The sequence below is a fragment of the Streptomyces bungoensis genome, assembly GCF_001514215.1.
In the GTDB taxonomy this organism is placed as follows: Bacteria; Actinomycetota; Actinomycetes; order Streptomycetales; family Streptomycetaceae; genus Streptomyces; species Streptomyces bungoensis.
The window spans coordinates 149,502-174,938 of record NZ_KQ948866.1; the positions used below are offsets into that span (position 1 = coordinate 149,502).

Sequence of the window (25,437 nt, forward strand, 5' to 3'; positions counted from 1 at the left end):
CGCCAGAACCGTACTGCACCCGGGCGGCGCTACGAGCCGTCCGCCCCCGCCTCGATCGCCTGCTCCACCTCGGCCACCCGCTCCCGCTCCTCGGCGGCGAAGCGCTCGGCGTCCAGCTGTTCGGCGATCTCCTCGTCCTGGGCCATCAGCAGGTCGAGGCTGGAGTCGCCCATCTCGAAGACGCCCATGTCGACGTAGGCCTCCTGGAGCCGCTTGCCCCACAGGCCGATGTCCTTGACGCAGGGCACGATGCGGCTGAACAGCAGCTTGCGGAAGAGCTGGAGGAACTCCGACCGCTCGCTCAGCACCTCCGCCTCGGCCCGGGGGATGCCGAAGTTCTCCAGCACCTCCACCCCGCGCAGCCGGTCGCGCATCAGGTAGCAGCCCTCGATGACGAACTCCTCGCGCTCGCGCAGTTCGGCGTCGGTGAGCTGCCGGTAGTAGTCCCGGAGCGCCATGCGGCCGAAGGCCACGTGCCGGGCCTCGTCCTGCATGACGTAGGCGAGGATCTGCTTGGGCAGCGGCTTGTCGGTGGTGTCCCGGATCATGCCGAAGGCCGCCAGCGCCAGCCCCTCGATCAGTACCTGCATGCCGAGGTAGGGCATGTCCCAGCGGCTGTCGCGCAGGGTGTCGCCGAGCAGGGACTGCAGGTTGTCGTTGATCGGGTAGAGCATCCCGATCTTCTCGTGCAGGAAGCGGGCGTAGATCTCGGCGTGCCGGGCCTCGTCCATGGTCTGGGTCGCCGAGTAGAACTTGGCGTCGAGGTCGGGGACGGACTCCACGATCCGCGCGGCACAGATCATCGCGCCCTGCTCACCGTGCAGGAACTGGCTGAACTGCCAGGAGGCGAAGTGCCGTCGCAGGTCGCCCTTGTCCTTGTCGGTGAGCTTGTCCCAGTACGGCGTGCCGTACAGGGTCATCGCCTCCTCGGGGGTGCCGAGCGCGTCGTACGGATCGACCTCCAGGTCCCAGTCGATGCGCTTCTGCCCGTCCCACTGCTTGTCCTTGCCCTTCTGGTACAGGGCGAGCAGCCGGTCCCGGCCCTCGTCGTACTCCCAGCTGAAACGGGCCGCGCCGCTCGCCGGCACCTGCCAGGGGGAGTCACCCGGGTCGTTGGCGTACAGGTCATAGGTCGGCATACCGGCAGGCTCACACGCGGACCGCGGGTCAACAAGTCCCGCGCGGGGGATTGACGCGCTTGCTGACAGGCAGTCTCATAAGAGGCGGACGACGTACCCCGGGTAACAAGGTGAGGGAGCCATGACGACGCTGACGGAGGCGGACGCGCTGGACGGGCTGCGCGACGCGCTGGGCCTGCTCAAGGACCGGGAGCAGGTGGCCGAACGGCTGCTCGTCTCTTCCGCCAAGCACTCCTTCGACCCGGACAAGGAGCTGGACTGGGACGCGCCCTTCGAGGAGGGCAAGTGGTTCTGGCCGCCGGAGCTGGTGTCGCTGTACGGCACCCCGCTGTGGAAGCGGATGGGCGAGGAGCAGCGGATCCTGCTCTCCCAGCACGAGGCCGCCGCGCTGGCTTCGCTCGGCATCTGGTTCGAGCTGATCCTCATGCAGCTGCTCGTCCGTCACATCTACGACAAGGCGGCGACGAGCGCGCACGTGCGCTACGCGCTGACCGAGATCGAGGACGAGTGCCGGCACTCGAAGATGTTCGCGCGGCTGATCGCGCGCGGGGACGCGCCCTGGTACCCGGTGAGCCGGGCCCACCAGAACCTGGGCCGCCTGTTCAAGACGATCTCGACCACCCCCGGTTCCTTCACGGCCACGCTGCTCGGCGAGGAGGTGCTGGACTGGATGCAGCGGCTGACCTTCCCGGACGAGCGGGTGCAGCCCCTGGTGCGCGGCGTCACCCGCATCCACGTGGTGGAGGAGGCCCGGCACGTGCGCTACGCCCGCGAGGAGCTGCGCCGCCAGATGCTCACGGCGCCGAAGTGGTCGCAGGAGTTCACCCGGGTCACCTCCGGCGAGTTCGCGCGGGTGTTCTCGGTGGCGTTCGTCAATCCCGAGGTCTACACGAACGTGGGCCTGGACAAGCGGGAGGCGATGGCGCAGGTGAAGGCCAGCGCGCACCGGCGGGAGGTCATGCAGACGGGCGCGAAGCGGCTGACCGACTTCCTCGACGACATCGGGGTGCTGCGGGGGGTCGGCCGGCGGCTGTGGAAGTCGTCGGGACTGCTGGCGTAGCGGGCGGCCGCGGCCGCCGGCCGGGGGCCGGTGGACGACGGCCGGCCGGGGCCGGGCAGCGATTAGGCTGCCGGGTATGACCCCGGCCACCAACCCCGCCTACCGCCGGCTGAGCGTCGAGGAGCGGCGCAGCCAGCTCCTCGCCGCCGCGCTGTCCCTCTTCGCGCACCGCGCCCCGGAGGACGTGTCGCTGGACGACGTGGCGGAGGCGGCCGGCGTGTCGCGGCCCCTGGTGTACCGGTACTTCCCGGGCGGCAAGCAGCAGTTGTACGAGGCGGCGCTCAGGTCGGCCGCCGAGGACCTCCGGCACTGCTTCGACGAGCCCCGCCAGGGCCCGCTGCTGCCCCGCCTGGCCAGGGCCCTGGACCGCTACCTGGCCTTCGTCGACGAGCACGACACCGGCTTCAGCGCGCTGCTGCAGGGCGGGAGCGTGGTGGAGACGTCCCGGACCACGGCCATCGTGGACGGCGTGCGGCGGGCCGCCGCCGAGCACATCTTCCGGCACCTCGGCGTCACCGACCCGGGCCCACGGCTGCGCATGACCGTCCGGACGTGGATCACGGCGGTCGAGGCGGCCTCCCTGATCTGGCTGGACGAGGACAAGCAGCCCCCGGCCGGCGAGCTGCGCGACTGGCTGGTCGAGCAGTTCGTCGCGGTCCTGGGCGTCACCGCCGGCCGCGATCCGCAGACGGCGGCCGTCGTCGGCGCGTTCGCCGGGGATGGCCCAGACTGAAGCCGTGAAGAGTCAGGACACCCCCTTCGAGGGCGGCCCGCTGGACGGGCGGGTGCTCCCCGTGCTGCTGGGCATGACCGGCCACCCCCCGAAGACGTACCGCGTGCCCGTCCCGGACGCGGCCGGCGGCCCGCCCACCGTGTACGTCTACCACCGCGTGCCGCGGGGGCACAGCCGCCGGCTGGGGCTGGTGCGGGGGTGGAAGTACCGGTACGACCCGGACGGCGAGGAGCACGGCGGGCCCCGCTGGCCCTGGTCCCGGCCGGCCGCGTCCCGCAACCCGGATGACTCGGCCGGGTGACTGTGCTGGGCCGAACGGCGCTCACTCCATACCAACATCGCACTATCACCCTTGATGATCCCGGTGCGACGGCAGGCGGAAGGCCCGCCCGACGCCTCGCACCGGAGGTGATCACGTGTCAGGAGTGCTGCTACGCCTGGCCTGTACGGCGGCGGTGGCCGCGCAGGCCGTCCTCGCGCCCGCGCCGGCGGTGGCCGCGCCCGACCCGCAGCGGTCCGTCGCCAAGCTGCTGACGGACCTTCAGCAGCTCTACCGGAAGGCCGAGCAGGCCACCGAGACCTACGACGCCACCGCCGGCCGGCTGAGACAGCAGCAGGCCGAGGTGGCCCGGCTGGACGGCGAACTGGCCCGGGCCCGGCTCGCCCTGCAGACGGGCCGCGTCGACGCCGGGCGCCTGGCCCGGCAGCAGTACCAGAACAGCTCGGACTTCAGCCCCTACCTACGGCTGCTCCTCGCCCGCGACCCCCAGCACGCGCTGGACGAGGGCCACGTCATCGGGCAACTGGCCCGCGAGCGCGCCGACACCGTGCACCGCCTGGCCGTCGCCGAGCGGCACAAGGACCAGCTGGCGCGGGCGGCCCGCCGGGCCCTGGACACCCGGCTGAGCCTCACGGAGCAGCAGCGCAGGCAGCGCGACGACGTACGGGTCAGGCTTGCCGACGTGGAGCGCCTCCTCGCCGCCCTCACCCCGGAGCAACTGGGCGCGGTGGCCCGGCTGGAGCAGACCGGCGCCACCGGGGCCGAGCGGGACCTCACCACCTCCGGTGCCCGCGGCGACGACCGGCCCCCGTCCGGCGAGGGCATGCGCGCGGTGTCCTACGCCCTGGCCCAGATCGGCAAGCCGTACCGGTGGGGTGCCGTGGGCCCAGGGGCGTACGACTGCTCGGGCCTGACCTCCGAGGCCTGGAGCCACGCGGGCACGGCCATCCCCCGCACCAGCCAGGAGCAGTGGAACCAGCTGAGGAAGGTGCCGCTGAACCAGCTGCGGCCCGGCGACCTGGTCGTCTACTTCCCGGCGGCGACCCACGTGGCGATGTACGTGGGCGCCGGCGAGGTCGTCCAGGCACCCAGGCCGGGCGACCGGGTCAAGCTCTCCCCGCTGGCGTCCCTGCCGGTGCTGGGCGCCGTGCGCCCGGACGTCGGTCAGACCAGGGAGGCCGGGTAGGCCGGCCGGGGAACCACCACCGGGGCCTCAGGGAGGGCCTTCCCGCCGGCTCGACCGTCCGGAATCAAAATCGGCCTATTAGGGGTAAATATGGATGTTCCTCGTGATGCCGTGCGGCGCGTCGGGCACCTTTCGCACAACATCCCTGCCTGCGGCGCCGCACGACGCCTTTCGTGGCCGGCCGTTCGCGGCAAGCGTTTCCAAAGGAGTGGCATGCTCACGCACAAATTGGTCGTCCGGTCCGCTCGCGTGCTCTGCGCAGGCACCGTCGCCACGCTGGTCCCCCTGGCCCTGGCTCCTGCCGCCTCGGCCGCGACACTGCCCGTGGCGTGCAGCGAGGCCGCCCTGCGGACCGCCATCACCACCGCCAACGCCACCTCCACCAGCGACACCCTCAACCTGGCGCCCAACTGCACGTACCGGCTGACCAGCGAACTGCCCGCCATCACCTCGCCGATCGTCATCAACGGCAACGGCGACACCATCACCCGGGTGTCGGGGACGTTCCGCATCCTCACGGTCGACGGCGGCGCTCTGACTCTCCGGGCGGCCACCCTCAGCAACGGTGACGCCACGGGCAGCCCGGTCGCGCCCGGAGCCGGCGGTGCCATCGTCGTGACCGGCAACGGCAGCCTGAACCTCTTCGCCGGCGCGATCAGGAACAACCATGCCGACTTCGGCGGCGGCATCAGCGTGTTCAGCGGCTCCCAGGCTCAGGTCAACGCCAGCGCCCTCACGGGCAACAGCGCGACCCAGAACGGCGGGGCCATCGTCAGCGACAGCACGGTGTCCGTCACCACGTCCCAGATCAGCGGGAACACGGCCGGCAACGTCGGTGGTGGCATCGCCAACATCGGGACCCTGACGGTCACCGGCACCAACATCGTGAACAACACCGCGCCGAACGGCGGCGGCGGCCTGGCCAATGGTGTGCCCGCCGTCAGCGGTGGCACCTCCACGGTGACCCTCAGCAACATCAGCAACAACTCGGCCGGCGGCACGAACCCGGGCGGCATCTACAACAACGGCGGCACCGTGACCCTGCGCGCCAGCCGGGTGGCCGCCAACAATCCGAACAACTGCCTCACCAGCCCGACCCCGGTCCCCGGCTGCGTCGGCTGACCTCGTGGGAGACGGTGCCGCGCCAGAAGCCGAAGGCCCTGGCGCGGCATCGCTTCAGCCGGTACAGCCGGGCACCGTGCCCGCGCAGTTGGTCGGCGAGTTGCCGCGGACGCGGCTGCTGGTGAGGCTGACCGTGCCGTTGGTCCTGAGAATGCCGCCGGCGCCTGCTCCGTCCGTGGCCACGTTGCTGTTGACGTTGGTGCGGGTCAGGTCGGCGGTGCCGCCGATGTTGGCGATCCCGCCACCATCACGCGCCACGTTGTCGTTGATGTTGCTGTCCCGGACCGTCAACTGGCCCTGGTTGGCGATTCCGCCCCCCAGGTTTCCGGCACTGTTCCCGATGACTCGGCTGTTGGTGATGGTCCCGACGCCGTCGGCGATGAAACCACCACCCGTCTGCGCCGCCCGGTTGCCCGAGATGGTGGTGCGATCGACCGTGACCGTCGTACCCGAAAGGCCACCGATTCCGCCGGAGAAGGCGGCCTGATTGTTGAGGATGCTGCTCCGTTCCACGAAAAGGGAGCCCGAGCCGATCACGCCGATTCCCCCGCCGAAGTTCACGCTTTCACCGGTCGCGTCTCCATTGGAGATGATCGCGCCGTTCAGGGTGAGCTGGCCGGAGACCGTGAAGATACGGAAGGCGGCGGCCCCGCTGTCGCGGGTGATGGTGTCGCCGTTCGCGTTGATCGTGATGTTCCCGGTCACGTCCGGAAGCCGCATGGTCAGGGTGTAGACGCAGCCCGGAGCCAGTGAGAGCACGGCGGACGGTGCGGCGTTGGCGTTGGTGATGGCTGTTGACAGAGCGCCCTCGTTGCAGGCGACGAACGTGGCCGCCTGTGCGGTCGCTGGAAAGGCGGACGCACCGATGGCCATGACGACGCCCATACTGGCGACCTGAGCGACGCGCCTGATCGACGTGCGAACAGACATGGTGTCCCTTCAGCTCATAGGGGTGGGTTCCTGCGCCCTGAGGCACGGTTCGAGAACATACGACAGCGCGAAGACCGGGCTCATATGCACATGCTGCGGAAACCGCGTTCCACCTAATTGGCCGAGCACGAGTGCCGCTGAGGGGGCCACGGGGAGCACGGGGGGTCACGGTGGCCTGACACGAGAGCGGCCCCCGACCGGAAATGCCGGTCGGGGGCCGTTCTCATGGCTCGTTCCGCGGAGGTCGCGTGCCGGGCACGGAGCGTCGACGCAGCCCCCGCCGGGGTCCGGGGCCCGTCAGGCTCCGGCGACCGACGCCAGGTAGGCGCCCGTCTTCTCCGGGTCGTAGAAGAAGTTCTCGAAGTCGGCCGGGTCGTTGAAGGCGTTGGCGAAACGGTCCGCCACCGGCTGGAGCTGGCCGGCCGCGCCGATGAGGTTCAGGATGTGCTCCGGCGGAGGCGCCAGCATGGCGTTCGTCCACTTGGTGACGTGCTGGGCCGTGGCCCAGTACCGGTCGAAGGTGGCGCGCATCCACTCCTCGTCGAACGGCTTGTCCCCCCGCTCGAGGATGGACGCGAGGTAGGCCGCCGCGCACTTGGACGCGGAGTTGGAGCCCTGGCCGGTGATCGGGTCGTTGGCGACGACCACGTCGGCCACGCCGAGGACCAGGCCGCCGCCCGGCAGCTGCCCGACGGGGTTGCGCACGGTCGGCGCGTACCGCCCGGCCAGGGTGGCGCCGGCGTCGGTGAGCTCGGCCTTCGTGGCGCGCGCGTACTCCCACGGCGTGAACTTCGCCATGAGGTCCAGGGTCAGGGCGAGGTGCTGCGCCGGGTCCTTGACGCCGTCGAAGACGTCGAGCGGGCCGCCGGGGATGCCCTCCCAGAACAGGATGTCGGCCGGTCCGGAGAGGGTGAGCGTCGGCATGACGAACAGCTCGCCGACGCCCGGCACCAGGTTGCACCGCACCGCGCGGAAGTCCGGGTGCTCCGGGCGGGGGCCGAGCCCGTGGACGTAGGCCACCGCGAGGGCACGCTGCGGCGTGCTGTACGGGGAGCGCTCCGGGTCGCGGGCGAACATCGACACCAGCTCGCCCTTGCCGGCGGCGACCAGGACGAGGTCGTAGGTGCGGGAGAAGTAGTCGAGGTCGCCGACCGCCGCGCCGTGGATGACCACCTGGCCGCCGCGCTGGGCGAAGGTCTCCATCCAGCCGGCCATCTTCACCCGCTGGTCGACGGACTGCGCGTACCCGTTCAGCCGGCCCACCCAGTCGATCGCCCGCTGCGTGGGGCCCGGGTCGTGCGAGCCGGGGGCCGCCACGGAGACGCCGAGCCCTTCGATCTTCGGGGCCTGGGACTCCCAGAAGTTCAGCTGGAGGTCGCGCTCGTGCTGCAGGGCCGTGTCGAACATGCACTGCGTCGACATGACCCGGCCGGAGCGGATCTCGTCGGGGGTGCGGTTCGACATCAGGGTGACTTCGTAGCCGTGCGACTGCAGGCCGAGGGCGAGCTGGAGGCCGGACTGGCCGGCTCCGACGACGAGTATCTTCCGCATGCGGGTGGGGACTCCTATCAGGACTACTCGGGGGTTTCGTCCAGCGCGTGGCCCACCAGGGCCAGGAGGGTCTCGATCACCGAGATCCGGCGCCGCGCGTCCATGATCATGACAGGGATGTGCGCGGGGATGGTCAGTGCCTCCCGCACGTCCTCCGGTTCGAACAGCTCGCTCTCGTCGAAGTGGTTGACCGCGACGACGTACGGCAGCCCGCAGCTCTCGAAGTAGTCCAGGGCCGGGAAGCAGTCCTTCAGGCGGCGGGTGTCGGCCAGCACGACGGCGCCGATCGCGCCGCGCACGAGGTCGTCCCACATGAACCAGAACCGCTGCTGGCCCGGTGTGCCGAACAGGTAGAGCACCAGGTCGTCGTCGAGCGTGAGCCGGCCGAAGTCCATGGCCACGGTGGTGGTCAGCTTGTCCGGCGTGGCGGTCAGGTCGTCGGTGCCCTCGCTGGCCTGGGTCATCAGGGCCTCGGTCTGCAGCGGGGTGATCTCCGAGACGGCGGTGACCAGGGTGGTCTTGCCGACGCCGAAGCCGCCCGCGACCACTATCTTCGTGGCTATGGGCGCCTGGGAACGGTCCTTCTGCCAGGCCTTGAGATCCTCGTCGGGCTCGGCGAACCCGGCGACGAGGGGGGTGCCTCCGACGGAGGCGGTGGCGTCAGAGACGGCGGAGTCCACTCAGCACCCTTTCCAGCAGCGCCCGCTCCGGACGTCCGGTGCCATGACCGGTTCCGGTGCCGTATACACGGATCTTTCCCTGGTCCGCGAGATCGCTCAGGAGCACGCGGACCACGCCGAGCGGCATCTGCAGCAGCGCGGCGATCTCGGCCACCGTGCGCATACGGCGGCAGAGTTCGACGATGGCCCGCATCTCCGGCATGACCCGGGCCGACAGGGGCGCGCTCGTCAGTTCCCTGCGTTCCTCGGGGGCCTCCAGGGCCGCGACGAACGTCTCGACCAGCAGGACGTGCCCGAAGCGGGTACGGCCGCCGGTCAGCGAGTAGGGGCGGACCCGGGCGGGCTTGCGGTCACCGCCGCGCACCGGGAGCTTCTTCGCGGCGGCGCTCACCGGGCGCTCCCCGTGGCGCCGGCCTCCAGGGACTTCCGCAGTTCGCTGCGGAGTTCCGGGGTGAGGACGTGGCCGGCCCGGCCGACGAAGAGCGCCATGTGGTAGGCCACGACGCTCATGTCGCACTCGGCGTTGCCGTGCACGCCGAGCAGCGAACCGTCGCTGATCGACATCACGAACAGGCTCCCCTCGTCCATCGCGACCATCGTGTGCTTGACCCCGCCGAACTCCATCAGCTTGGCGGCGCCGAGGGTGAGGCTGCCGATGCCGGAGACGATGGTGGCGAGGTCGGCGGAGGAGCCGCGGGGGCCCTTCGCGTTGCGCTTCTCGCGGGACTCGGCCGTTCGGGCGGGGTCCGACGACAGGAGCAGCAGGCCGTCGGACGAGACCACGGCGACGGACTGGATGCCGGGTACTTCCTCGACCAGGTTGGTCAGCAGCCAATGCAGGTTGCGGGCCTCACTGCTCAGTCCGAAGGTACTGGGCGCGGTCAACTGCTTGCCTCCTCGACTGTGCCCCCCGTGGCTTCTTCCGTACGTTCCGCGATCTCCGCCTCCACGTCCCGGTAGCCGGCCTGGGCTCCCTGGCGGAAGCCGCCGAGCCTGCGACGCAGGGCCTCGGCGTCGACGGAGCTGGGGCGTTGGCGTGGGGGGTGGACGGGTGTGCTGAGCCTGGGGGTGCGCTTGGGCAGGCCCTTGCTGGTCGTCGCCTCGGCCTCGCCCTCGGCGGGGTCGTCGCCCTGCGCACCCGGGCGGCGCTCGTCGTCGGCCGCGGGTGCCGCCGGTGGAGCGGACTCGCCGGCGGCGTCCGGCAGCATCAGCTCCATGGTCGTCTCGGCGAACGTCTCGGCCGGCTCCTTGGGCCGCGCGGCGGCCTCGGCGGCGCTCACCCCGGGCTCGTCGGCGCGTACGTGCGCCTCCGCGTCCCCCGGCTCCGGGCGGGCTTCCCACGCGCCGGCCCGGTGCTCGGCCGCCCCGGGCACGGTCGCCCCGGGCTCGTTCCCCTCGGGCTCGGGAGCCTGCCACCCGGTCGGTTCCGCCTCGGCTCCCCGCTCCGGACCGCCGGTGGTGCCCGCCTCGGGTTCCCCCGCCTCGCGCGCGGCCCGTTCCGCCAGGGCGACCAGGGGGTCGGAGTGCGCCGGGCGGGTGGGCAGCCGGTTGGAGTTGGCCTCCGCGAGGGCGCCGGGCAGGGAGAAGCCGGCGGTGCCCGGGGCTGCGCCCTGGGGCGCGGCCGGGGGCGCCTCGGTGAGCAGGGAGGCCGGAAGGACGGCCACCGCCGCCACTCCGCCCTGCTTCTGTTCGCGCAACTGCACGCGGACGCCGTGGCGGTGGGCGAGGCGCGCGACGACGTACAGGCCGAGGCCGAGACCGTCCTCCCCCTCCTGGTCGTAGGGCGACTCGGGGTCGAACTCGGCGAGGCGGGCGTTGAGCCGGGCGAGGCGGTCGGCGGCCATGCCGATGCCCTCGTCCTGCACCGAGAGCATGACCTCGCCGGACTCCAGCAGCCAGCCCGAGACCTCCACCGGCAGGTCCGGCGGGGTGAACGAGGTGGCGTTCTCCATGAGTTCGGCGAGCAGGTGGGAGAGGTCGTCGGCGACGAAGCCCGCGACGTGCGCGTGCGGCGGGACGGCCGCGATGCGGACGCGTTCGTAGCGCTCGATCTCGCTGACCGCGGCACGGACCACGTCGACCAGCGGGACCGGTCCGTGGCTCTGCTGGACGTGCTCGGTGCCGGCCAGGACGAGGAGGTTCTCGCTGTGGCGGCGCATGACGGTGGCGAAGTGGTCGAGCTTGAAGAGCGTGGACAGCCGGTCGGGGTCCTGCTCCCGCTCCTCCATGCCCTCGATGACCGCCAGTTGCCGCTCCACCAGGCCGAGCGTGCGCAGCGCCAGGTTGACGAACGTGCCGCCGATGCTGGTGCGCAGCCGGTCCAGCTGGGCGGTGGACTCGGACAGTTCCGCGCGGAGCGCCTCGCGGGCGTCCGCCATCTTCTGCCGCTGGCCCACCAGGTGCCTGCGGTCGGTCTCCAGGGTGGTGACGCGCTCGTGGAGGGTCACCGCGTGCGCGTGCAGGGCGTTGACCGAGCGGACGACCTGGGCGAACTCGTCGTTGCGGCCCGTGAAGGCGATCGGCTCCTGGGCCGCCGGGTCCTCGGCCCCGGCCAGCCGGGCCGAACCGCGGCGCAGGACCGACAGGGGCCGGGTCAGGGTGCGGGCCATGGCGGTGGCGATGCCGACCGCGACCAGCATCAGGGCGCCGAGGACGGCGATGCGGATCTCCAGGGCGGTGACGTCGTCGTCCCGGAGCTGCGCGAGGTCCTTGGTGCGGCGGTCGTAGAGCGCGGACTCGGCGCCGCGCATCAGGTCCACGCGGGCGGACAGGGCCGCGTCCAGCTTCTTGGCGCTGGTGGTCAGCTCGCTGTCGGCCAGCGTGGGCTGGTCGGTGAGGGCGGCGAGGTACTTCTCGGCGGAGTTGACCTCGGGGCCGGTGACCGTGGAGTCGTAGGAGTCCACCGCCGCCTTGGGGGCCGTCTGCCGGAAGTCGGCGAGGGCCGCGTCGGCGCGCAGGCGGGCCTGCTGGGCGGCGGCGGTGAGCGCGTCGCGCAGCTTGCGGTCGGCGCCGCTCGTGGTGGTGGTCGTGGTGGGCAGGCCGGTGAGGGGGTTGATCACCGTGCGCGTGCTGGAGGGTATGTCGAGCGCGGCCAGCAGCAGGCCGCGGGCGGCGGCGGACTGCTGGACGGCGGAGTCCAGGTCGGCGAGCGCGTAGCCGCCGGAGCCGGCCCGCGGCGGCAGCCGCTCGGCCAGGTCGTCGGCGAGCCGGTGCAGTGCGGTGATCGTCGCCGAGTAGGCCTGGTGGGTCTGCAGCGCGTCCGTCTTGCCGGTCAGCGCGGCACGGCGGACGGTGTCGATGCCGTCGAGTTCGGTGCGCAGCCCGGCGGGGGTGTCGGTGTCGGCGCGCAGGTCCTCGACCTGGTGGTCCACGCGGGCGCTGCGGTCCTCGGAGGGTGCCTTGGACTTGGGCCGGCCGGCGGCGACGTAGGCGGTGACCTCGTCGCGTTCGTCGGCGAGCGAGTGGGCGAGGGACAGCGCGTCCTGGGTGCGGCCCGCCAGGGTCACCAGGTCCTGGGAGTCGCTGAGGTCCTGGGAGGCGGCCAGCACGGAGGGGGCTCCGGCCCCGGCGACGGCGGCGGCCACCACGGCCACCGCGACGATCAGCCGGGTGCGCACGTGGGTGGGGCGGCCGGTGCCCACGGGATCCTGCTCGGCGGCTCCCTGGGGTGCCGTCTGACTGCCTGTGCGCCGAGGCCGCTTCTTCTGCACCGGTGCTCGCATTCCTGAACTCGTCTGCTCAAGGGCCCGGGTGGCGCGCCCCGTGGTCTCGGTGGCGAGTGGTACCCCGGTTCGTTCGGTTCCCGACCCTCCCAGCGCCGGTGGGCAGGGGGCGGACATCATCTGACCCGCCACCCGAAGGAGTGAACATCGGAGAAGAGTTGGCGGGCAAGTTCCGCCGGCGTGTGCGACACCCCGGTCCGGTGGGCCGGTTGGACGCGCGGGGCAGGCTTTGGCAGGATTCGCCGCCACGCCTTCCCGGAGTGTGTCAATCACCCCCAAACCCGGCGCCTGGAACGGCCGGTCGTGCCAATTCGACCTTACGTGCCAGCCTTTGGCGGAGCATGTGAAGGCCTCGTGCAGACTGGCCGGATGCGAACCGATCTCGTTTCGGAACCCGGCGACGCGACCCGCCCCAACGAGGACTTCGCCGGTGTCGGACTACCCGCCTCCGGACAGGGAGGTTGCGTGATCTTGCTCGACGGGGTGACGCCACCGCGCGGCGGGTCGGGGTGTCTGCATTCCGTCCCCTGGTTCACGGCGCGACTCGGCGGCGCGCTGACCGAACTGACCCTTTCTGCCCGGGATCTGACGCTGCCGGAGGTTCTCGCGCGGGCGATCGGCCGCACCGCGGACGCCCATGCGGACACCTGTGACCTTTCTCACCCGCGCACTCCCCAGGCGACCGCCGCCGTGGTCCGCTGGTCGGCCGACACCGTGGAGTACCTGGTCCTGTCCGACGCCGTCCTGCTCCTGCGCGCCCCGGACGGCACGGTCACCCCGGTCCTGGACGACCGGCTGGCGCGGCTGCCCCGGGCGTCGCTCGCCACGGACGCCTTCATCGACGCCCACCTGCGCAACAAGGAGGGCGGCTTCTTCACGGCGGCCGCGGACCCGTCGGTCGCCTCCCGCGCGGTCGGCGGCACACTCCCCCGCCACGAGATCGGCGCCCTGGCGGCCCTGTCGGACGGCGCGGCCCGCTGGACGGAGACGTTCCGTGAGGGCGACTGGACGGCCCTGTTCGACCTGCTGGCCAAGGCCGGCACACGCACCCTGGTGGACCGGGTACGGCAACTGGAGACCGCGGACCGGGAGGACCGGACGTTCCTCGGCCGCGCCAAGACGCACGACGACGCGACGGTGGTGTTCGTGGAGCTGTGAGGGGGCGGTCGGGCGGGGCCACCGGGCGCGCGGGGGCCAGGGCCTGCCGGCCGCGGCCTCGGTCCGGGCGCGCGGGGCCTGGGGCTCGGGCCGGGCGCGCGGGGCCGGAGACCGGGAAGCCCGCGACCGGGGAACCTGCCGGACGCCGGGCCCGGTGGCGCGGGGGCCTGGAACCGTGGTCCGGGGGCCGGGCGCGGGCCGGGAAGCCCTGTTGAGCGCCTGGCGACACTGGGGGCGAGAAGCCGGGGAGCCGACCGGACGCCGGGATCAGGGGCTCGGGGAGCCGGGCCCTGGGCGTCGAGGCATGGTCGGGCACCAAGGCCGAGCGCCCGGGAAAACGGTCCCGGGGCCGGTGGCCCCGGAAACCGAGGAAGCCGGGACCGGCCGGACGCCGGGGCCAGGGAACCCAGCCCAGGGCCGGGGGAAGCCCAGAGGGGCCGAGGCCCCAGGGAGCCGAGCCCGGGGCCGCAAGTCTGGAAAGCCAGCGGGTCGAGTGCCCGGGGCCCGCGAAGCCGGGCACCCTGGGAATCGCCGGATGCCAGGGCGGGGGCCTGGGGCCGAGCCCGGGCGCCAGGGCTCAGGGGCCGGGGGCCAAAGGCCAAAGGCCAAAGGCCGGGGGCCAAAGGCCGGGGGCCAGAAGCCGGGGGCCGGGGGCCAGAAGCCGGGGGCCGGGGGCCAGAAGCCGGGGGCCGAGCCTAGACGCCAGAGGGTCGGGCACCAGACGCTGGGGACCAGACGCCGGAGGGTCGGAGCCAGACGGTCGGACCCAGGCGCCGGTGGTCGGACCCAGGCGCCGGTGGCCGGACGCCGGGCGCCGGTGGCCGGACGCCGGGCCCGGAGGGCAAAGGCCGGGTGCCCGCGCCTACTTGTCCATGACCCCGTTCAGCTGGTGCAGCAGGCGGGCCAGTTCGGCGACCTCGCGGCGGTCCCAGTGGGCCAGCTGGCTGACGTAGCGGGCGCGGCGGGCCTCGCGGACCTGGCCGACACGGCCGCGGCCCTCGTCGGTGAGGGTGACCAGCCAGGCGCGGCCGTCCGCCGGGTCGGGCTGGCGGGCGACGAGGCCGAGGTCCTCCAGGGCGCGCAGCTGGCGGGACATGGTGGCCTTGCCGACGCCGACGTACGCGGCGAGGTCGGTGGCGCGCCGGCCGCCGCACTCGTCGAGGCGGATGAGCAGGCCGTACGCGCTGGACTCGAGGTCGGGGTGGACCTCGCGGGCCATCTCGCCCTGGTTGGCCCGGGCGCGCCGCAGGAGCACGGTCAACTCGCGCTCCAGCGCCAGGAATTCCTGGTCTGCACCACTCGGCGTCAGCCGGCCGTCGGCGCGTGGTCCGTCGCCGTTTGCGTCCTCGTGCACGTCAGCACCCCTGCTCGGTTTCGCGGTCCTGAAAGTTTCCGTCAAACGGCGCCATAGCCGCAGCTCCGTCAGTATTTCGCAGGCGTAGACCAACGGCAGCCTCCGGACCCCCTTCCCCGCCGTCATCTACGTGCGTAGCTTCTTCGTCAGGCAATCAATGGCATGCACACGCCATTGGAGCATCGGTCGCCCCTCCACGCTCCCCCACCCCACCCCCTCGGAGGCACGTCATGCCCGTGCTCAGACCCGGCTTCCCCCGCCCGCGCCCGCTCGCCGTCCTGGTCACGGCCCTGCTCGCGGCGCTCTCCCTCGCCCTTCCCCTCGGCACCGCCCAGGCCGCCACCCACCCCGCCCGCGGCTCGGCGCACATGGGCATGGGAGTCCTCGCCCACGACGGAGGCGGCGGCGCCCCCGCCCCCGCCCTCGTCACCCAGACCGAAGGCGTCGACGTCTCCAACTACCAGGGCAACGTCGCCTGGACCACCCTGTGGAACAGCGGCGTGCGCTGGGCCTACACGAAGGCCACGGAAGGCACGTACTACACCAACCCGTCCTTCGCCCAGCAGTACAACGGCTCGTACAACGTGGGCATGATCCGCGGCGCCTACCACTTCGCCACCCCCGACACCACGAGCGGCGCCACCCAGGCCAACTACTTCGTCGACCACGGCGGCGGTTGGTCCCGTGACGGCAAGACCCTGCCCGGCGTGCTCGACATCGAGTGGGACCCCTACGGCGCCGCCTGCTACGGCAAGTCCGCGAGCGGCATGGTCAGCTGGATCGCCGACTTCCTGAACACCTACAAGTCGCGCACGGGCCGGGACGCCGTGATCTACACGGCCACCAGCTGGTGGACCCAGTGCACCGGCAACTACGGCGGTTTCGCCGCCGCCAACCCGCTGTGGATCGCCCGCTACGCCTCCGACCCCGGGACGCTGCCGGCCGGCTGGTCGTACTACACGATGTGGCAGTACACCTCCTCCGGCCCGACGGTCGGGGACCACGACAGGTTCAACGGAGCCCTGGACCGCGTCCAGGCCCTCGCCAACGGCTAGCAGCCGCACGGCGGACGCGCGGTGAAGGCCCGGGCCTCCCTCACGGGAGCCCGGGCCTTCCCCCGTCCGGCGGCGTCCTCCCCCAGTGCCTAAAGCCTGGGAGGTGCCCCCATCGCCGCCGCCGGAACCTCCGGCGCCGCGTCGCTCGTCGCGGGCGCGAGCGCCAGCTCCAGGACCTGGCGGACGTCGGTCACGGCGTGGACGTCGAGCCCGTCCAGCACCTCGGCCGGGACGTCGTCCAGGTCGGCCTCGTTGCGCTTGGGGATGATGACGGTGGTCACCCCGGCGCGGTGGGCGGCGAGCAGCTTCTGCTTCACGCCGCCGATCGGCAGCACCCGGCCGGTCAGCGAGACCTCGCCGGTCATGGCGACGTCCGTGCGGACCAGGCGGCCGGAGAGCAGGGACGCGAGGGCCGTGGTCATCGTGATGCCCGCGCTCGGGCCGTCCTTGGGGACCGCGCCCGCCGGGAAGTGGATGTGCACGCCCCGGTCCTTCAGGTCGGCCACCGGCAGCTCCAGCTCGGCGCCGTGGCTGCGCAGGAAGCTCAGCGCGATCTGCGCCGACTCCTTCATCACGTCGCCCAGCTGGCCGGTCAGGGTCAGTCCCGCCGCGCCGGTCTCCGGGTCGGCGAGGGACGCCTCGACGAAGAGCACGTCACCGCCGGCTCCGGTGACCGCGAGGCCGGTCGCCACGCCGGGCACGGCCGTCCGGCGCTCGGCCGGGTCCTGGGCGGACTCGGGCACGTGGTGCGGGCGCCCGATCAGGCCGCGCAGATCCTCCGGCCGGACGGTGAACGGCAGGTCCCGCTCGCCGAGTTCGTGCTGCGCCGCGATCTTGCGCAGCAGCCGGGCCAGGGACCGCTCCAGGGTGCGCACGCCCGCCTCGCGGGTGTACTCGCCGGCCAGCCTGCGCAGCGCGCCCTCGTCGATCGTGACCTCGTCCGCGCCGAGGCCGGCCCGCTCCAGCTGGCGCGGGAGCAGGTGGTCCCGGGCGATGACGACCTTCTCGTCCTCGGTGTAGCCGTCCAGGCGGACGATGTCCATGCGGTCGGCGAGCGCCTCCGGGATGGCCTCCAGGACGTTGGCCGTCGCGAGGAACACCACGTCGGACAGGTCGAGTTCGACCTCCAGGTAGTGGTCCCGGAAGGTGTGGTTCTGCGCGGGGTCGAGGACCTCCAGCAGGGCCGCGGCCGGGTCGCCCCGGTAGTCCGAGCCCACCTTGTCGATCTCGTCCAGCAGCACCACCGGGTTCATGGACCCGGCCTCCTTGACGGCGCGGACGATCCGGCCGGGCAGCGCGCCGACGTAGGTGCGCCGGTGACCGCGGATCTCCGCCTCGTCCCGCACGCCGCCGAGGGCGACCCGGACGAACTTGCGGCCCATGGCGTGGGCGACGGACTCGCCGAGCGAGGTCTTGCCGACGCCGGGCGGGCCGACCAGGGCCAGCACGGCACCGCCGCGCCGCCCGCCGATCACGCCGAGGCCGCGCTCACCGCGCCGCTTGCGCACGGCCAGGTACTCGGTGATGCGCTCCTTCACGTCGTCCAGGCCCGCGTGCTCGGCGTCCAGGACCGCCTTGGCGCCCTGGATGTCGTACGCGTCCTCGGTCCGCTCGTTCCACGGCATCTCCAGGACCGTGTCCAGCCAGGTCCGGATCCAGGAGCCCTCGGGCGACTGGTCGGAGGCCCGCTCCAGCTTGTCGACCTCCTTCAGGGCCGCCTCGCGGACCTTCTCCGGCAGGTCGGCGGCCTCGACGCGGGCGCGGTAGTCGTCGGACTCCTCGCCGTCCTGCTCGCCGTTCAGCTCGCGCAGTTCCTTGCGGACGGCCTCGAGCTGGCGCCGCAGCAGGAACTCGCGCTGCTGCTTGTCGACGCCCTCCTGGACGTCCTTGGCGATGGTCTCGGCCACGTCCTGCTCGGCGAGGTGGTCGCGCAGCTGCTGCGCGGCGAGCTTCAGGCGGGCCACCGGGTCGGCGGTCTCCAGCAGGGCGACCTTCTGCTCGGTGGTGAGGAAGGGCGAGTACCCGGAGTTGTCGGCGAGCGCGGAGACGCCGTCGATGGCCTGGACGCGGTCCACGACCTGCCAGGCGCCGCGCTTCCTGAGCCAGCTGGTGGCGAGGGCCTTGTACTCCTTGACGAGTTCGGCGACGTGTCCCGGCAGCGGGTCGGGCACCGTCTCGTCGATCCGGGCGCCCTCGACCCACAGGGCCGCGCCGGGTCCGGTGGTGCCCGCGCCGATCGCCACGCGGCTGCGGCCACGGATCAGCGCGCCCGGGTCGCCGTCGGCCAGCCGGCCGACCTGCTCGACCGTGCCGAGCACACCCGTCTTCGCGTACGTGCCGTCGATGCGCGGAACCAGCAGCACTCTGGGCTTGCCGGGCTCGGAGCGGGCGGCGGCCTGCGCGGCCTCCACCGCGGCCCGCACCTCGGCGTCACTCAGGTCCAGCGGCACCACCATGCCGGGCAGCACGACCTCGTCGTCGAGCGGCAGGACGGGCAGGGCGAGCGTGAACGCCGTGGACTCAGCAGCCATGATCTCCCCTTAGGCAGTCAACTTGAGCTATGCCGACTCAACTAACCGGGGCTCCCGCGTTGTTCCCGGGGTGGTGTTCGCTGTGAGCGATCAAGAGGTATCCGCAGGTGGCGGGTCCCTCGAACGGGTGCATCACGGCCGCGGACCACCGCCGGCTCCGGGAATTCACGTGAACGCCGTGAGCCGTTCGAGCAGGATGGGCGCCATGACAGCCGCCTACGACTCTCCCGTGGTCCTGGACCGCCGCGAAGGCCCGTACGGCGAGGTGGTGCTGCGCAGGCAGGGCGCGCTGCTGCAGATCATCGCCAACGGGTGCTTCCTGATGGACACCTCCGACGGCCGCTCGGAGCGGCTGCTGGTCGACGCGGCGCGCGCGGCGCTGGACGGGCGCCCGGCGCCCGGGGTGCTGATCGGCGGGCTGGGGGTGGGCTTCTCACTCGCGCACGCGGCGGCCGATCCGTCCTGGGGGCGGATCACCGTCGTCGAGCGCGAGCCCGCCGTCGTCGGCTGGCACCGCCGCGGTCCGCTGTCCGCACTGACCGCCGGCGCGCTCGCCGATCCGCGCACGAGCGTCGTCGAGGCCGACCTCGTGCGGTACGTGCATGAGACATCGGACACGTTCGACGCCCTGTGCCTCGACATCGACAACGGCCCCGGATGGACCGTCACCGACGACAACGGCGGCCTCTACGATCCTTCCGGACTCCGGGCGTGCGCACGGGTGTTGAAGCCCGGCGGGGTGCTCGCCGTGTGGTCGGCGCAACCCTCTCCGGATTTTGAAGATAGCTTGCGGAATGCCGGGTTCCAGCAGGTGCGTACCGAAGAGGTGCCCGTTGCCCGGGGCGTTCCGGACGCCGTGCACCTCGGGGTCCGCCCTGGATAGCGACGGCGAGGTGTGTCCCCGTAATGTGCTGCCCTGACGCGGATCATTCAAGCGTCAATCGCAGACATGGGATCACCCCACGGATTCCGGAACGCAACAAGCAGGGGCGGGCGATGGAGCAGACACACACCTCCCAGACCGGCGCGACGGCGACCCAGGGCGCGCAGCGCCGGGTGCTGGTCGTCGAGGACGACCCCACGATCGTCGACGCCATCGCGGCCCGGCTCCGCGCCGAGGGGTTCCTGGTGCAGACCGCGGGCGACGGACCGGCCGCGGTCGACACCGCCGAGGCCTGGCAGCCCGATCTGCTGATCCTCGACATCATGCTGCCCGGCTTCGACGGCCTGGAGGTATGCCGCCGCGTGCAGGCCGCCCGGCCGGTGCCGGTGCTGATGCTGACCGCGCGCGACGACGAGACCGACATGCTGGTCGGGCTCGGGGTCGGCGCCGACGACTACATGACCAAGCCGTTCTCCATGCGGGAGCTGGCCGCCCGGGTGCACGTCCTGCTGCGGCGGGTGGAGCGGGCGGCGATCGCCGCGTCCACGCCGCGCTCCGGCATCCTGCGGCTCGGCGAGCTGGAGATCGACCACGCGCAGCGCCGGGTACGGGTCAAGGCGGAGGACGTCCATCTGACGCCCACCGAGTTCGACCTGCTGGTGTGCCTGGCGAACACCCCGCGCGCGGTCCTCTCCCGGGAGCAGCTGCTGGCCGAGGTGTGGGACTGGGCCGACGCCTCCGGCACCCGGACCGTCGACAGCCACATCAAGGCGCTGCGCCGCAAGATCGGCGCCGAGCGGATCCGCACGGTGCACGGGGTCGGGTACGCGCTGGAGACCCCGACGCCATGAGCGGCGGACGGGAGCCCGCACGAAGAAGTCCCGGGGAGGACCCCTGGGGCGGCGTACGCCCGTTCTCGATCAAGACCAAGCTGGGCGCGCTGGTCGTCATCTCGGTGCTGATCACCACCGGTCTGTCCGTGATCGCGGTGCACACCAAGACCGAGCTGCGCTTCATCACGGTCTTCTCGATGATCGCCACCCTGCTCATCACGCAGTTCGTGGCGCACTCGCTCACCTCCCCGCTCGACGAGATGAACGCGGTGGCCCGCTCCATCTCGCAGGGCGACTACACGCGCCGCGTGAAGGAGAACCGCCGGGACGAGCTGGGCCACCTGGCCGGGACGATCAACGTCATGGCCGACGAGCTGGAGGCGCAGGACCGCCAGCGCAAGGAGCTGGTGGCGAACGTCTCGCACGAGCTGCGCACCCCGATCGCGGGCCTGCGCGCGGTGCTGGAGAACATCGTCGACGGCGTCACCGAGGCCGACCCGGAGACCATGCGGACTGCCCTGAAGCAGACCGAGCGGCTCGGCCGGCTGGTGGAGACCCTGCTGGACCTGTCCCGGCTCGACAACGGCGTCGTCCCGCTGAAGCTGCGTCGCTTCGAGGTGTGGCCGTACCTGTCGGGCGTGCTGAAGGAGGCCAACATGGTCGCCTCCGCGCGCGCGGGCATCGCCTCCGGCTCCGGCACCCACACGCGCACGGACGTGCACCTGCACCTGGACGTCTCCCCGCCGGAGCTGACGGCGCACGCGGACCCCGAGCGCATCCACCAGGTGGTCGCCAACCTGATCGACAACGCGGTCAAGCACAGCCCGCCGTACGGCCGGGTGACGCTGAAGGCGCGGCGCGGGCCGCAGCCGGAGTCGCTGGAGCTTGAGGTGCTGGACGAGGGCCCGGGCATACCGCGCTCGGAGTGGCACCGCGTGTTCGAGCGCTTCAACCGCGGGGCGGTCACCCGGCCGCACGGCCCGGGCAGCGACGGCGGTACGGGGCTCGGCCTGGCCATCGCCCGGTGGGCCGTGGATCTGCACGGCGGCCGGATCGGTGTGGCCGAATCCGAGCGGGGCTGCCGGATCATCGTCACTCTTCCGGGCCTGACTTCCGCTTCAAGTTGACGTAAAGTCCGGACCCGAGCACAAGATCCACGAGCATCCGGGCAGCCGGACACGTGTGATCTGGTGCGGACCCGGGAAGCCGTCGCACCAGGGCCCGGCCGGCGATCCCGCGCATCCGCGCACAGATGCGGAACCAGGCTTGTTTCCCGCCATATCAAGCCCTGAAACAAGATTTTTGATGTGACTTACGCGACGATGAACGGGCCCGACCTGACCTTCACGGTCTTGGAGGCGTAGCCTTTATTCCCGCTGTCCATCACCTTGTGAAGCGGAAGAGGGCGGTTGCCGCCGTGTCGCCACAGTCCCCCAGTAACTCGAGCATCTCGACCGACGACCAAGCCGGGAAGAACCCCGCAGCGGCGTTCGGTCCCAACGAGTGGCTCGTCGACGAGATCTATCAGCAGTACCTCCAGGACCCGAACTCGGTAGACCGAGCCTGGTGGGACTTCTTCGCCGACTACAAGCCGGGAGCGCCCGCCGCCTCGGCTCCGGCGGGTACTGCGGCCGCGGGGGCCGCAGGGACCACCCCCACGGCTCCCCCGGCCCAGCCAGCGGCCCCGGCTCCGGCCGCTCCCGCACCGGCCCCTGCCGCGCCCCAGCAGGCCGCTCCGGCGCCCGCTCCCGCGGCGAAGCCCGCGGCCGCGGCCCCGGCCAAGCCGGCGCAACCCGCACAGGCGCCCGCTCAGCCGAAGCCCAAGCCCGCTCCCGCCACGGCGTCGCCCGACGGCCCGGAGTACGTGACGCTGCGCGGTCCGTCCGCCGCGGTCGCGAAGAACATGAACGCCTCGCTGGAACTGCCGACGGCCACGTCCGTCCGCGCCGTCCCGGTGAAGCTGCTGTTCGACAACCGCATCGTCATCAACAACCACCTGAAGCGCGCCCGGGGCGGGAAGATCTCCTTCACGCACCTGATCGGCTTCGCGATGGTGCAGGCCATCAAGGCCATGCCGTCGATGAACTACGCGTTCGGCGAGAAGGACGGCAAGCCGACCCTCGTCAAGCCGGCGCACGTCAACCTCGGCCTGGCCATCGACCTGGTGAAGCCCAACGGCGACCGCCAGCTCGTCGTGGCCGCCATCAAGAAGGCCGAGACGCTGAACTTCTTCGAGTTCTGGCAGGCCTACGAGGACATCGTCCGCCGCGCCCGCGAGGGCAAGCTGACGATGGACGACTTCACCGGCGTCACGGTCTCCCTGACCAACCCCGGCGGCCTCGGCACCGTCCACTCCGTGCCGCGCCTGATGCCCGGCCAGTCCGTGATCATGGGCGTCGGCTCCATGGACTACCCGGCGGAGTTCCAGGGCACCAGCCAGGACACCCTCAACAAGCTCGGCATCTCGAAGGTCATGACGCTCACGTCGACCTACGACCACCGGGTGATCCAGGGCGCCGCCTCCGGCGAGTTCCTCCGCCAGGTCGCGAACCTGCTGCTGGGCGAGAACGGCTTCTACGACGACATCTTCGAGGCGCTGCGCATCCCCTACGAGCCGGTCCGCTGGCTCAAGGACATCGACACCTCGCACGACGACGACGTCACCAAGGCCGCCCGCGTCTTCGAGCTGATCCACTCCTACCGGGTCCGCGGCCACGTCATGGCCGACACCGACCCGCTGGAGTACCAGCAGCGCAAGCACCCCGACCTGGACATCACCGAGCACGGCCTCACCCTGTGGGACCTGGAGCGCGAGTTCGCCGTCGGCGGCTTCGCCGGCAAGTCGATGATGAAGCTGCGCGACATCCTCGGCGTGCTCCGCGACTCGTACTGCCGCACCACCGGCATCGAGTTCATGCACATCCAGGACCCCAAGCAGCGCAAGTGGATCCAGGACCGCGTGGAGCGCCCGCACTCCAAGCCGGAGCGCGAGGAGCAGCTGCGCATCCTGCGCCGGCTGAACGCGGCGGAGGCCTTCGAGACCTTCCTGCAAACGAAGTACGTCGGCCAGAAGCGCTTCTCCCTGGAGGGCGGCGAGTCCGTCATCCCGCTGCTGGACGCGGTGCTGGACTCGGCCGCCGAGTCCCGCCTGGACGAGGTCGTCATCGGCATGGCCCACCGCGGCCGCCTGAACGTGCTCGCCAACATCGTCGGCAAGTCGTACGCGCAGATCTTCCGCGAGTTCGAGGGCAACCTCGACCCGAAGTCGATGCACGGCTCCGGCGACGTGAAGTACCACCTGGGCGCCGAGGGCACCTTCACCGGCCTGGACGGCGAGCAGATCAAGGTCTCCCTGGTCGCGAACCCCTCACATCTGGAGGCGGTGGACCCGGTCCTGGAGGGCGTCTCGCGCGCCAAGCAGGACATCATCAACAAGGGCGGCACGGACTTCACCGTCCTGCCGGTGGCGATCCACGGCGACGCGGCCTTCGCGGGCCAGGGCGTGGTGGCCGAGACCCTGAACATGTCGCAGCTGCGCGGCTACCGCACCGGCGGCACGGTCCACATCGTCATCAACAACCAGGTCGGCTTCACCGCGGCCCCCGAGTCCTCGCGCTCGTCGATGTACGCGACGGACGTGGCGCGCATGATCGAGGCCCCGATCTTCCACGTGAACGGCGACGACCCCGAGGCCGTCGTCCGCGTCGCACGCCTCGCCTTCGAGTTCCGCCAGGCGTTCAACAAGGACGTGGTGATCGACCTCATCTGCTACCGCCGCCGCGGTCACAACGAGTCGGACAACCCGGCCTTCACCCAGCCGCTGATGTACGACCTGATCGACAAGAAGCGCTCGGTGCGCAAGCTGTACACCGAGTCGCTGATCGGTCGCGGCGACATCACCCTGGAAGAGGCCGAGCAGGCGCTGCAGGACTACCAGGGCCAGCTGGAGAAGGTGTTCACCGAGGTCCGCGAGGCCACCTCCCAGCCGGCCGCCGGCGGCCCCCAGGCGCCGCAGGACGGCTTCCCGGTCACGGTCCCGACCGCGGTCTCCACCGAGGTCGTCAAGCGGATCGCCGAGTCCCAGGTCAACATCCCCGACCACATCACCGTCCACCCGCGTCTGCAGCCGCAGCTGCAGCGCCGTGCGGCGATGGTCGAGGACGGCACGATCGACTGGGGCATGGGCGAGACCCTCGCCATCGGCTCCCTGCTCCTGGAGGGCACCCCGGTCCGCCTCGCGGGCCAGGACTCCCAGCGCGGCACCTTCGGCCAGCGCCACGCGGTGCTGATCGACCGGGAGACCGGCGAGGAGTACACCCCGCTGCAGTACCTCTCCGAGGACCAGGCCCGCCTGAACGTCTACAACTCGCTGCTCTCCGAGTACGCGGCGATGGGCTTCGAGTACGGCTACTCGCTGGCCCGCCCGGACGCGCTGGTGATGTGGGAGGCGCAGTTCGGCGACTTCGTCAACGGCGCGCAGACGGTCGTGGACGAGTTCATCTCCTCCGCCGAGCAGAAGTGGTCGCAGACCTCCGGCGTCGTCCTCCTCCTCCCGCACGGCTACGAGGGCCAGGGCCCGGACCACTCCTCGGCCCGCCCGGAGCGGTTCCTGCAGCTGTGCGCGCAGAACAACATGACGGTCGCGATGCCGACCTCGCCGGCGAACTACTTCCACCTCCTGCGGTGGCAGGTGCACAACCCGCACCACAAGCCGCTGGTCGTCTTCACCCCGAAGTCGATGCTGCGCCTGAAGGCCGCGGCGTCGAAGGCGGAGGAGTTCACGAGCGGGCAGTTCCGCCCGGTCATCGGCGACGACTCGGTCGACCCGGCCGCGGTCCGCAAGGTCGTCTTCTGCGCCGGCAAGGTCTACTACGACCTGGAGGCCGAGCGTCAGAGGCGCGGCGCCACGGACACCGCGATCATCCGCATCGAGCGCCTGTACCCGCTGCCGGGTGCCGAGCTCCAGGCGGAGGTCAACAAGTACCCGAACGCCGCGAAGTACCTGTGGGCGCAGGAGGAGCCGGCGAACCAGGGTGCCTGGCCGTTCATCGCGCTCAACCTGATCGACCACCTGGACCTGGCGGTCGGCGCGGACATCCCGGCCGGCGAGCGGCTGCGGCGCATCTCGCGCCCGCACGGCTCGTCCCCGGCGGTGGGCTCGGCCAAGCGCCACCAGGCGGAGCAGGAGCAGCTGGTGCGTGAGGTGTTCGAGGCGTAGGC

At 71.8% G+C, this 25,437-nt stretch carries 20 protein-coding genes; 11 read left to right on the forward strand and 9 right to left on the reverse strand.

Annotated features, from left to right (window positions below; translation table 11 throughout):
• Nucleotides 1-29: 29 nt before the first annotated feature.
• Nucleotides 30-1,139 (reverse strand): ferritin-like domain-containing protein, encoded by a 1,110-nt coding sequence (locus AQJ66_RS27035; protein WP_061927265.1) that lies wholly within the window; start codon nucleotides 1,137-1,139, stop codon nucleotides 30-32.
• Nucleotides 1,140-1,260: 121 nt separating this feature from the next.
• Here AQJ66_RS27035 and AQJ66_RS27040 point away from each other — a divergent pair, with 121 nt between their 5' ends.
• The 5 genes from AQJ66_RS27040 to AQJ66_RS27060 all read left to right on the forward strand — a co-directional run bounded on the left by AQJ66_RS27040 (nucleotide 1,261) and on the right by AQJ66_RS27060 (nucleotide 5,520).
• Entirely contained in the window at nucleotides 1,261-2,199 is a 939-nt protein-coding gene (locus AQJ66_RS27040; protein WP_061927267.1) for an AurF N-oxygenase family protein, read from the forward strand.
• A gap of 76 nt (nucleotides 2,200-2,275) precedes the next feature.
• The gene (locus AQJ66_RS27045) at nucleotides 2,276-2,932 is read left to right on the forward strand and encodes a TetR/AcrR family transcriptional regulator (RefSeq protein WP_061927269.1); all 657 of its coding nucleotides are present in this window, start codon (nucleotides 2,276-2,278) and stop codon (nucleotides 2,930-2,932) included.
• The gene (locus tag AQJ66_RS27050; protein WP_208611469.1) at nucleotides 2,919-3,233 is read left to right on the forward strand and encodes a hypothetical protein; all 315 of its coding nucleotides are present in this window, start codon (nucleotides 2,919-2,921) and stop codon (nucleotides 3,231-3,233) included. The genes AQJ66_RS27045 and AQJ66_RS27050 overlap by 14 nt, the downstream gene beginning before the upstream one ends.
• 115 nt (nucleotides 3,234-3,348) lie before the next feature.
• On the forward strand, nucleotides 3,349-4,398 hold the full coding sequence (locus AQJ66_RS27055; RefSeq protein WP_061927273.1) for a C40 family peptidase: 1,050 nt from the start codon (nucleotides 3,349-3,351) through the stop codon (nucleotides 4,396-4,398).
• A gap of 213 nt (nucleotides 4,399-4,611) precedes the next feature.
• Complete coding sequence (locus AQJ66_RS27060; RefSeq protein ID WP_061927275.1) at nucleotides 4,612-5,520, forward strand: hypothetical protein; 909 nt, start codon at nucleotides 4,612-4,614, stop codon at nucleotides 5,518-5,520.
• Nucleotides 5,521-5,574: 54 nt separating this feature from the next.
• Here the strand turns inward: AQJ66_RS27060 and AQJ66_RS27065 are convergent, their stop codons facing one another.
• From AQJ66_RS27065 to AQJ66_RS27090, 6 genes are all read right to left on the reverse strand, one after another.
• Entirely contained in the window at nucleotides 5,575-6,450 is an 876-nt protein-coding gene (locus AQJ66_RS27065; RefSeq protein ID WP_159052650.1) for a hypothetical protein, read from the reverse strand.
• Nucleotides 6,451-6,747: 297 nt separating this feature from the next.
• Nucleotides 6,748-8,001 carry a styrene monooxygenase/indole monooxygenase family protein gene (locus AQJ66_RS27070; protein ID WP_061927279.1) on the reverse strand — a complete coding sequence of 418 codons (1,254 nt, stop codon included), beginning with the start codon at nucleotides 7,999-8,001 and terminating at the stop codon, nucleotides 6,748-6,750.
• A 23-nt stretch (nucleotides 8,002-8,024) separates the two neighbouring features.
• A complete protein-coding gene (locus tag AQJ66_RS27075; RefSeq protein WP_061927281.1) occupies nucleotides 8,025-8,681 on the reverse strand; it encodes a GTP-binding protein in 657 nt (218 codons plus the stop codon).
• Nucleotides 8,662-9,072, reverse strand: coding sequence for a DUF742 domain-containing protein (locus AQJ66_RS27080; protein ID WP_061927283.1), 411 nt, complete (start codon nucleotides 9,070-9,072; stop codon nucleotides 8,662-8,664). Before AQJ66_RS27080 ends, AQJ66_RS27075 begins: the two co-directional genes overlap by 20 nt.
• On the reverse strand, nucleotides 9,069-9,566 hold the full coding sequence (locus AQJ66_RS27085; RefSeq protein WP_061927285.1) for a roadblock/LC7 domain-containing protein: 498 nt from the start codon (nucleotides 9,564-9,566) through the stop codon (nucleotides 9,069-9,071). Before AQJ66_RS27085 ends, AQJ66_RS27080 begins: the two co-directional genes overlap by 4 nt.
• Nucleotides 9,563-12,403 carry a sensor histidine kinase gene (locus AQJ66_RS27090; RefSeq protein WP_208611470.1) on the reverse strand — a complete coding sequence of 947 codons (2,841 nt, stop codon included), beginning with the start codon at nucleotides 12,401-12,403 and terminating at the stop codon, nucleotides 9,563-9,565. Before AQJ66_RS27090 ends, AQJ66_RS27085 begins: the two co-directional genes overlap by 4 nt.
• Nucleotides 12,404-12,772: 369 nt before the next feature.
• Between AQJ66_RS27090 and AQJ66_RS27095 the strand changes: the two genes are divergently transcribed.
• Nucleotides 12,773-13,561, forward strand: coding sequence for a protein phosphatase 2C domain-containing protein (locus tag AQJ66_RS27095; protein ID WP_061927289.1), 789 nt, complete (start codon nucleotides 12,773-12,775; stop codon nucleotides 13,559-13,561).
• 862 nt (nucleotides 13,562-14,423) lie between these two features.
• Here AQJ66_RS27095 and AQJ66_RS27100 read toward each other — a convergent pair.
• On the reverse strand, nucleotides 14,424-14,915 hold the full coding sequence (locus AQJ66_RS27100) for a MarR family winged helix-turn-helix transcriptional regulator (RefSeq protein ID WP_061927291.1): 492 nt from the start codon (nucleotides 14,913-14,915) through the stop codon (nucleotides 14,424-14,426).
• Between the two features lie 230 nt (nucleotides 14,916-15,145).
• On the opposite strand from AQJ66_RS27100, the gene AQJ66_RS27105 reads away from it, so the two are divergent.
• A complete protein-coding gene (locus AQJ66_RS27105) occupies nucleotides 15,146-15,970 on the forward strand; it encodes a lysozyme (RefSeq protein WP_061927293.1) in 825 nt (274 codons plus the stop codon).
• An 89-nt stretch (nucleotides 15,971-16,059) separates the two neighbouring features.
• On the opposite strand, the gene lon is transcribed toward AQJ66_RS27105, so the two are convergent.
• A complete protein-coding gene (lon, locus tag AQJ66_RS27110) occupies nucleotides 16,060-18,501 on the reverse strand; it encodes an endopeptidase La (protein ID WP_061927295.1) in 2,442 nt (813 codons plus the stop codon).
• Nucleotides 18,502-18,706: 205 nt separating this feature from the next.
• On the opposite strand from lon, the gene AQJ66_RS27115 reads away from it, so the two are divergent.
• The 4 genes from AQJ66_RS27115 (at nucleotide 18,707) to AQJ66_RS27130 (ending at nucleotide 25,435) form a co-directional block, all read left to right on the forward strand.
• Nucleotides 18,707-19,384, forward strand: coding sequence for a spermidine synthase family protein (locus tag AQJ66_RS27115; RefSeq protein WP_061927297.1), 678 nt, complete (start codon nucleotides 18,707-18,709; stop codon nucleotides 19,382-19,384).
• 113 nt (nucleotides 19,385-19,497) lie between these two features.
• Entirely contained in the window at nucleotides 19,498-20,235 is a 738-nt protein-coding gene (locus AQJ66_RS27120; RefSeq protein ID WP_061927299.1) for a response regulator transcription factor, read from the forward strand.
• Nucleotides 20,232-21,344 carry a HAMP domain-containing sensor histidine kinase gene (locus AQJ66_RS27125; RefSeq protein ID WP_061927301.1) on the forward strand — a complete coding sequence of 371 codons (1,113 nt, stop codon included), beginning with the start codon at nucleotides 20,232-20,234 and terminating at the stop codon, nucleotides 21,342-21,344. Before AQJ66_RS27120 ends, AQJ66_RS27125 begins: the two co-directional genes overlap by 4 nt.
• Nucleotides 21,345-21,634: 290 nt before the next feature.
• A complete protein-coding gene (locus AQJ66_RS27130; protein ID WP_079060457.1) occupies nucleotides 21,635-25,435 on the forward strand; it encodes a multifunctional oxoglutarate decarboxylase/oxoglutarate dehydrogenase thiamine pyrophosphate-binding subunit/dihydrolipoyllysine-residue succinyltransferase subunit in 3,801 nt (1,266 codons plus the stop codon).
• The last annotated feature ends 2 nt before the right edge of the window (nucleotides 25,436-25,437 follow it).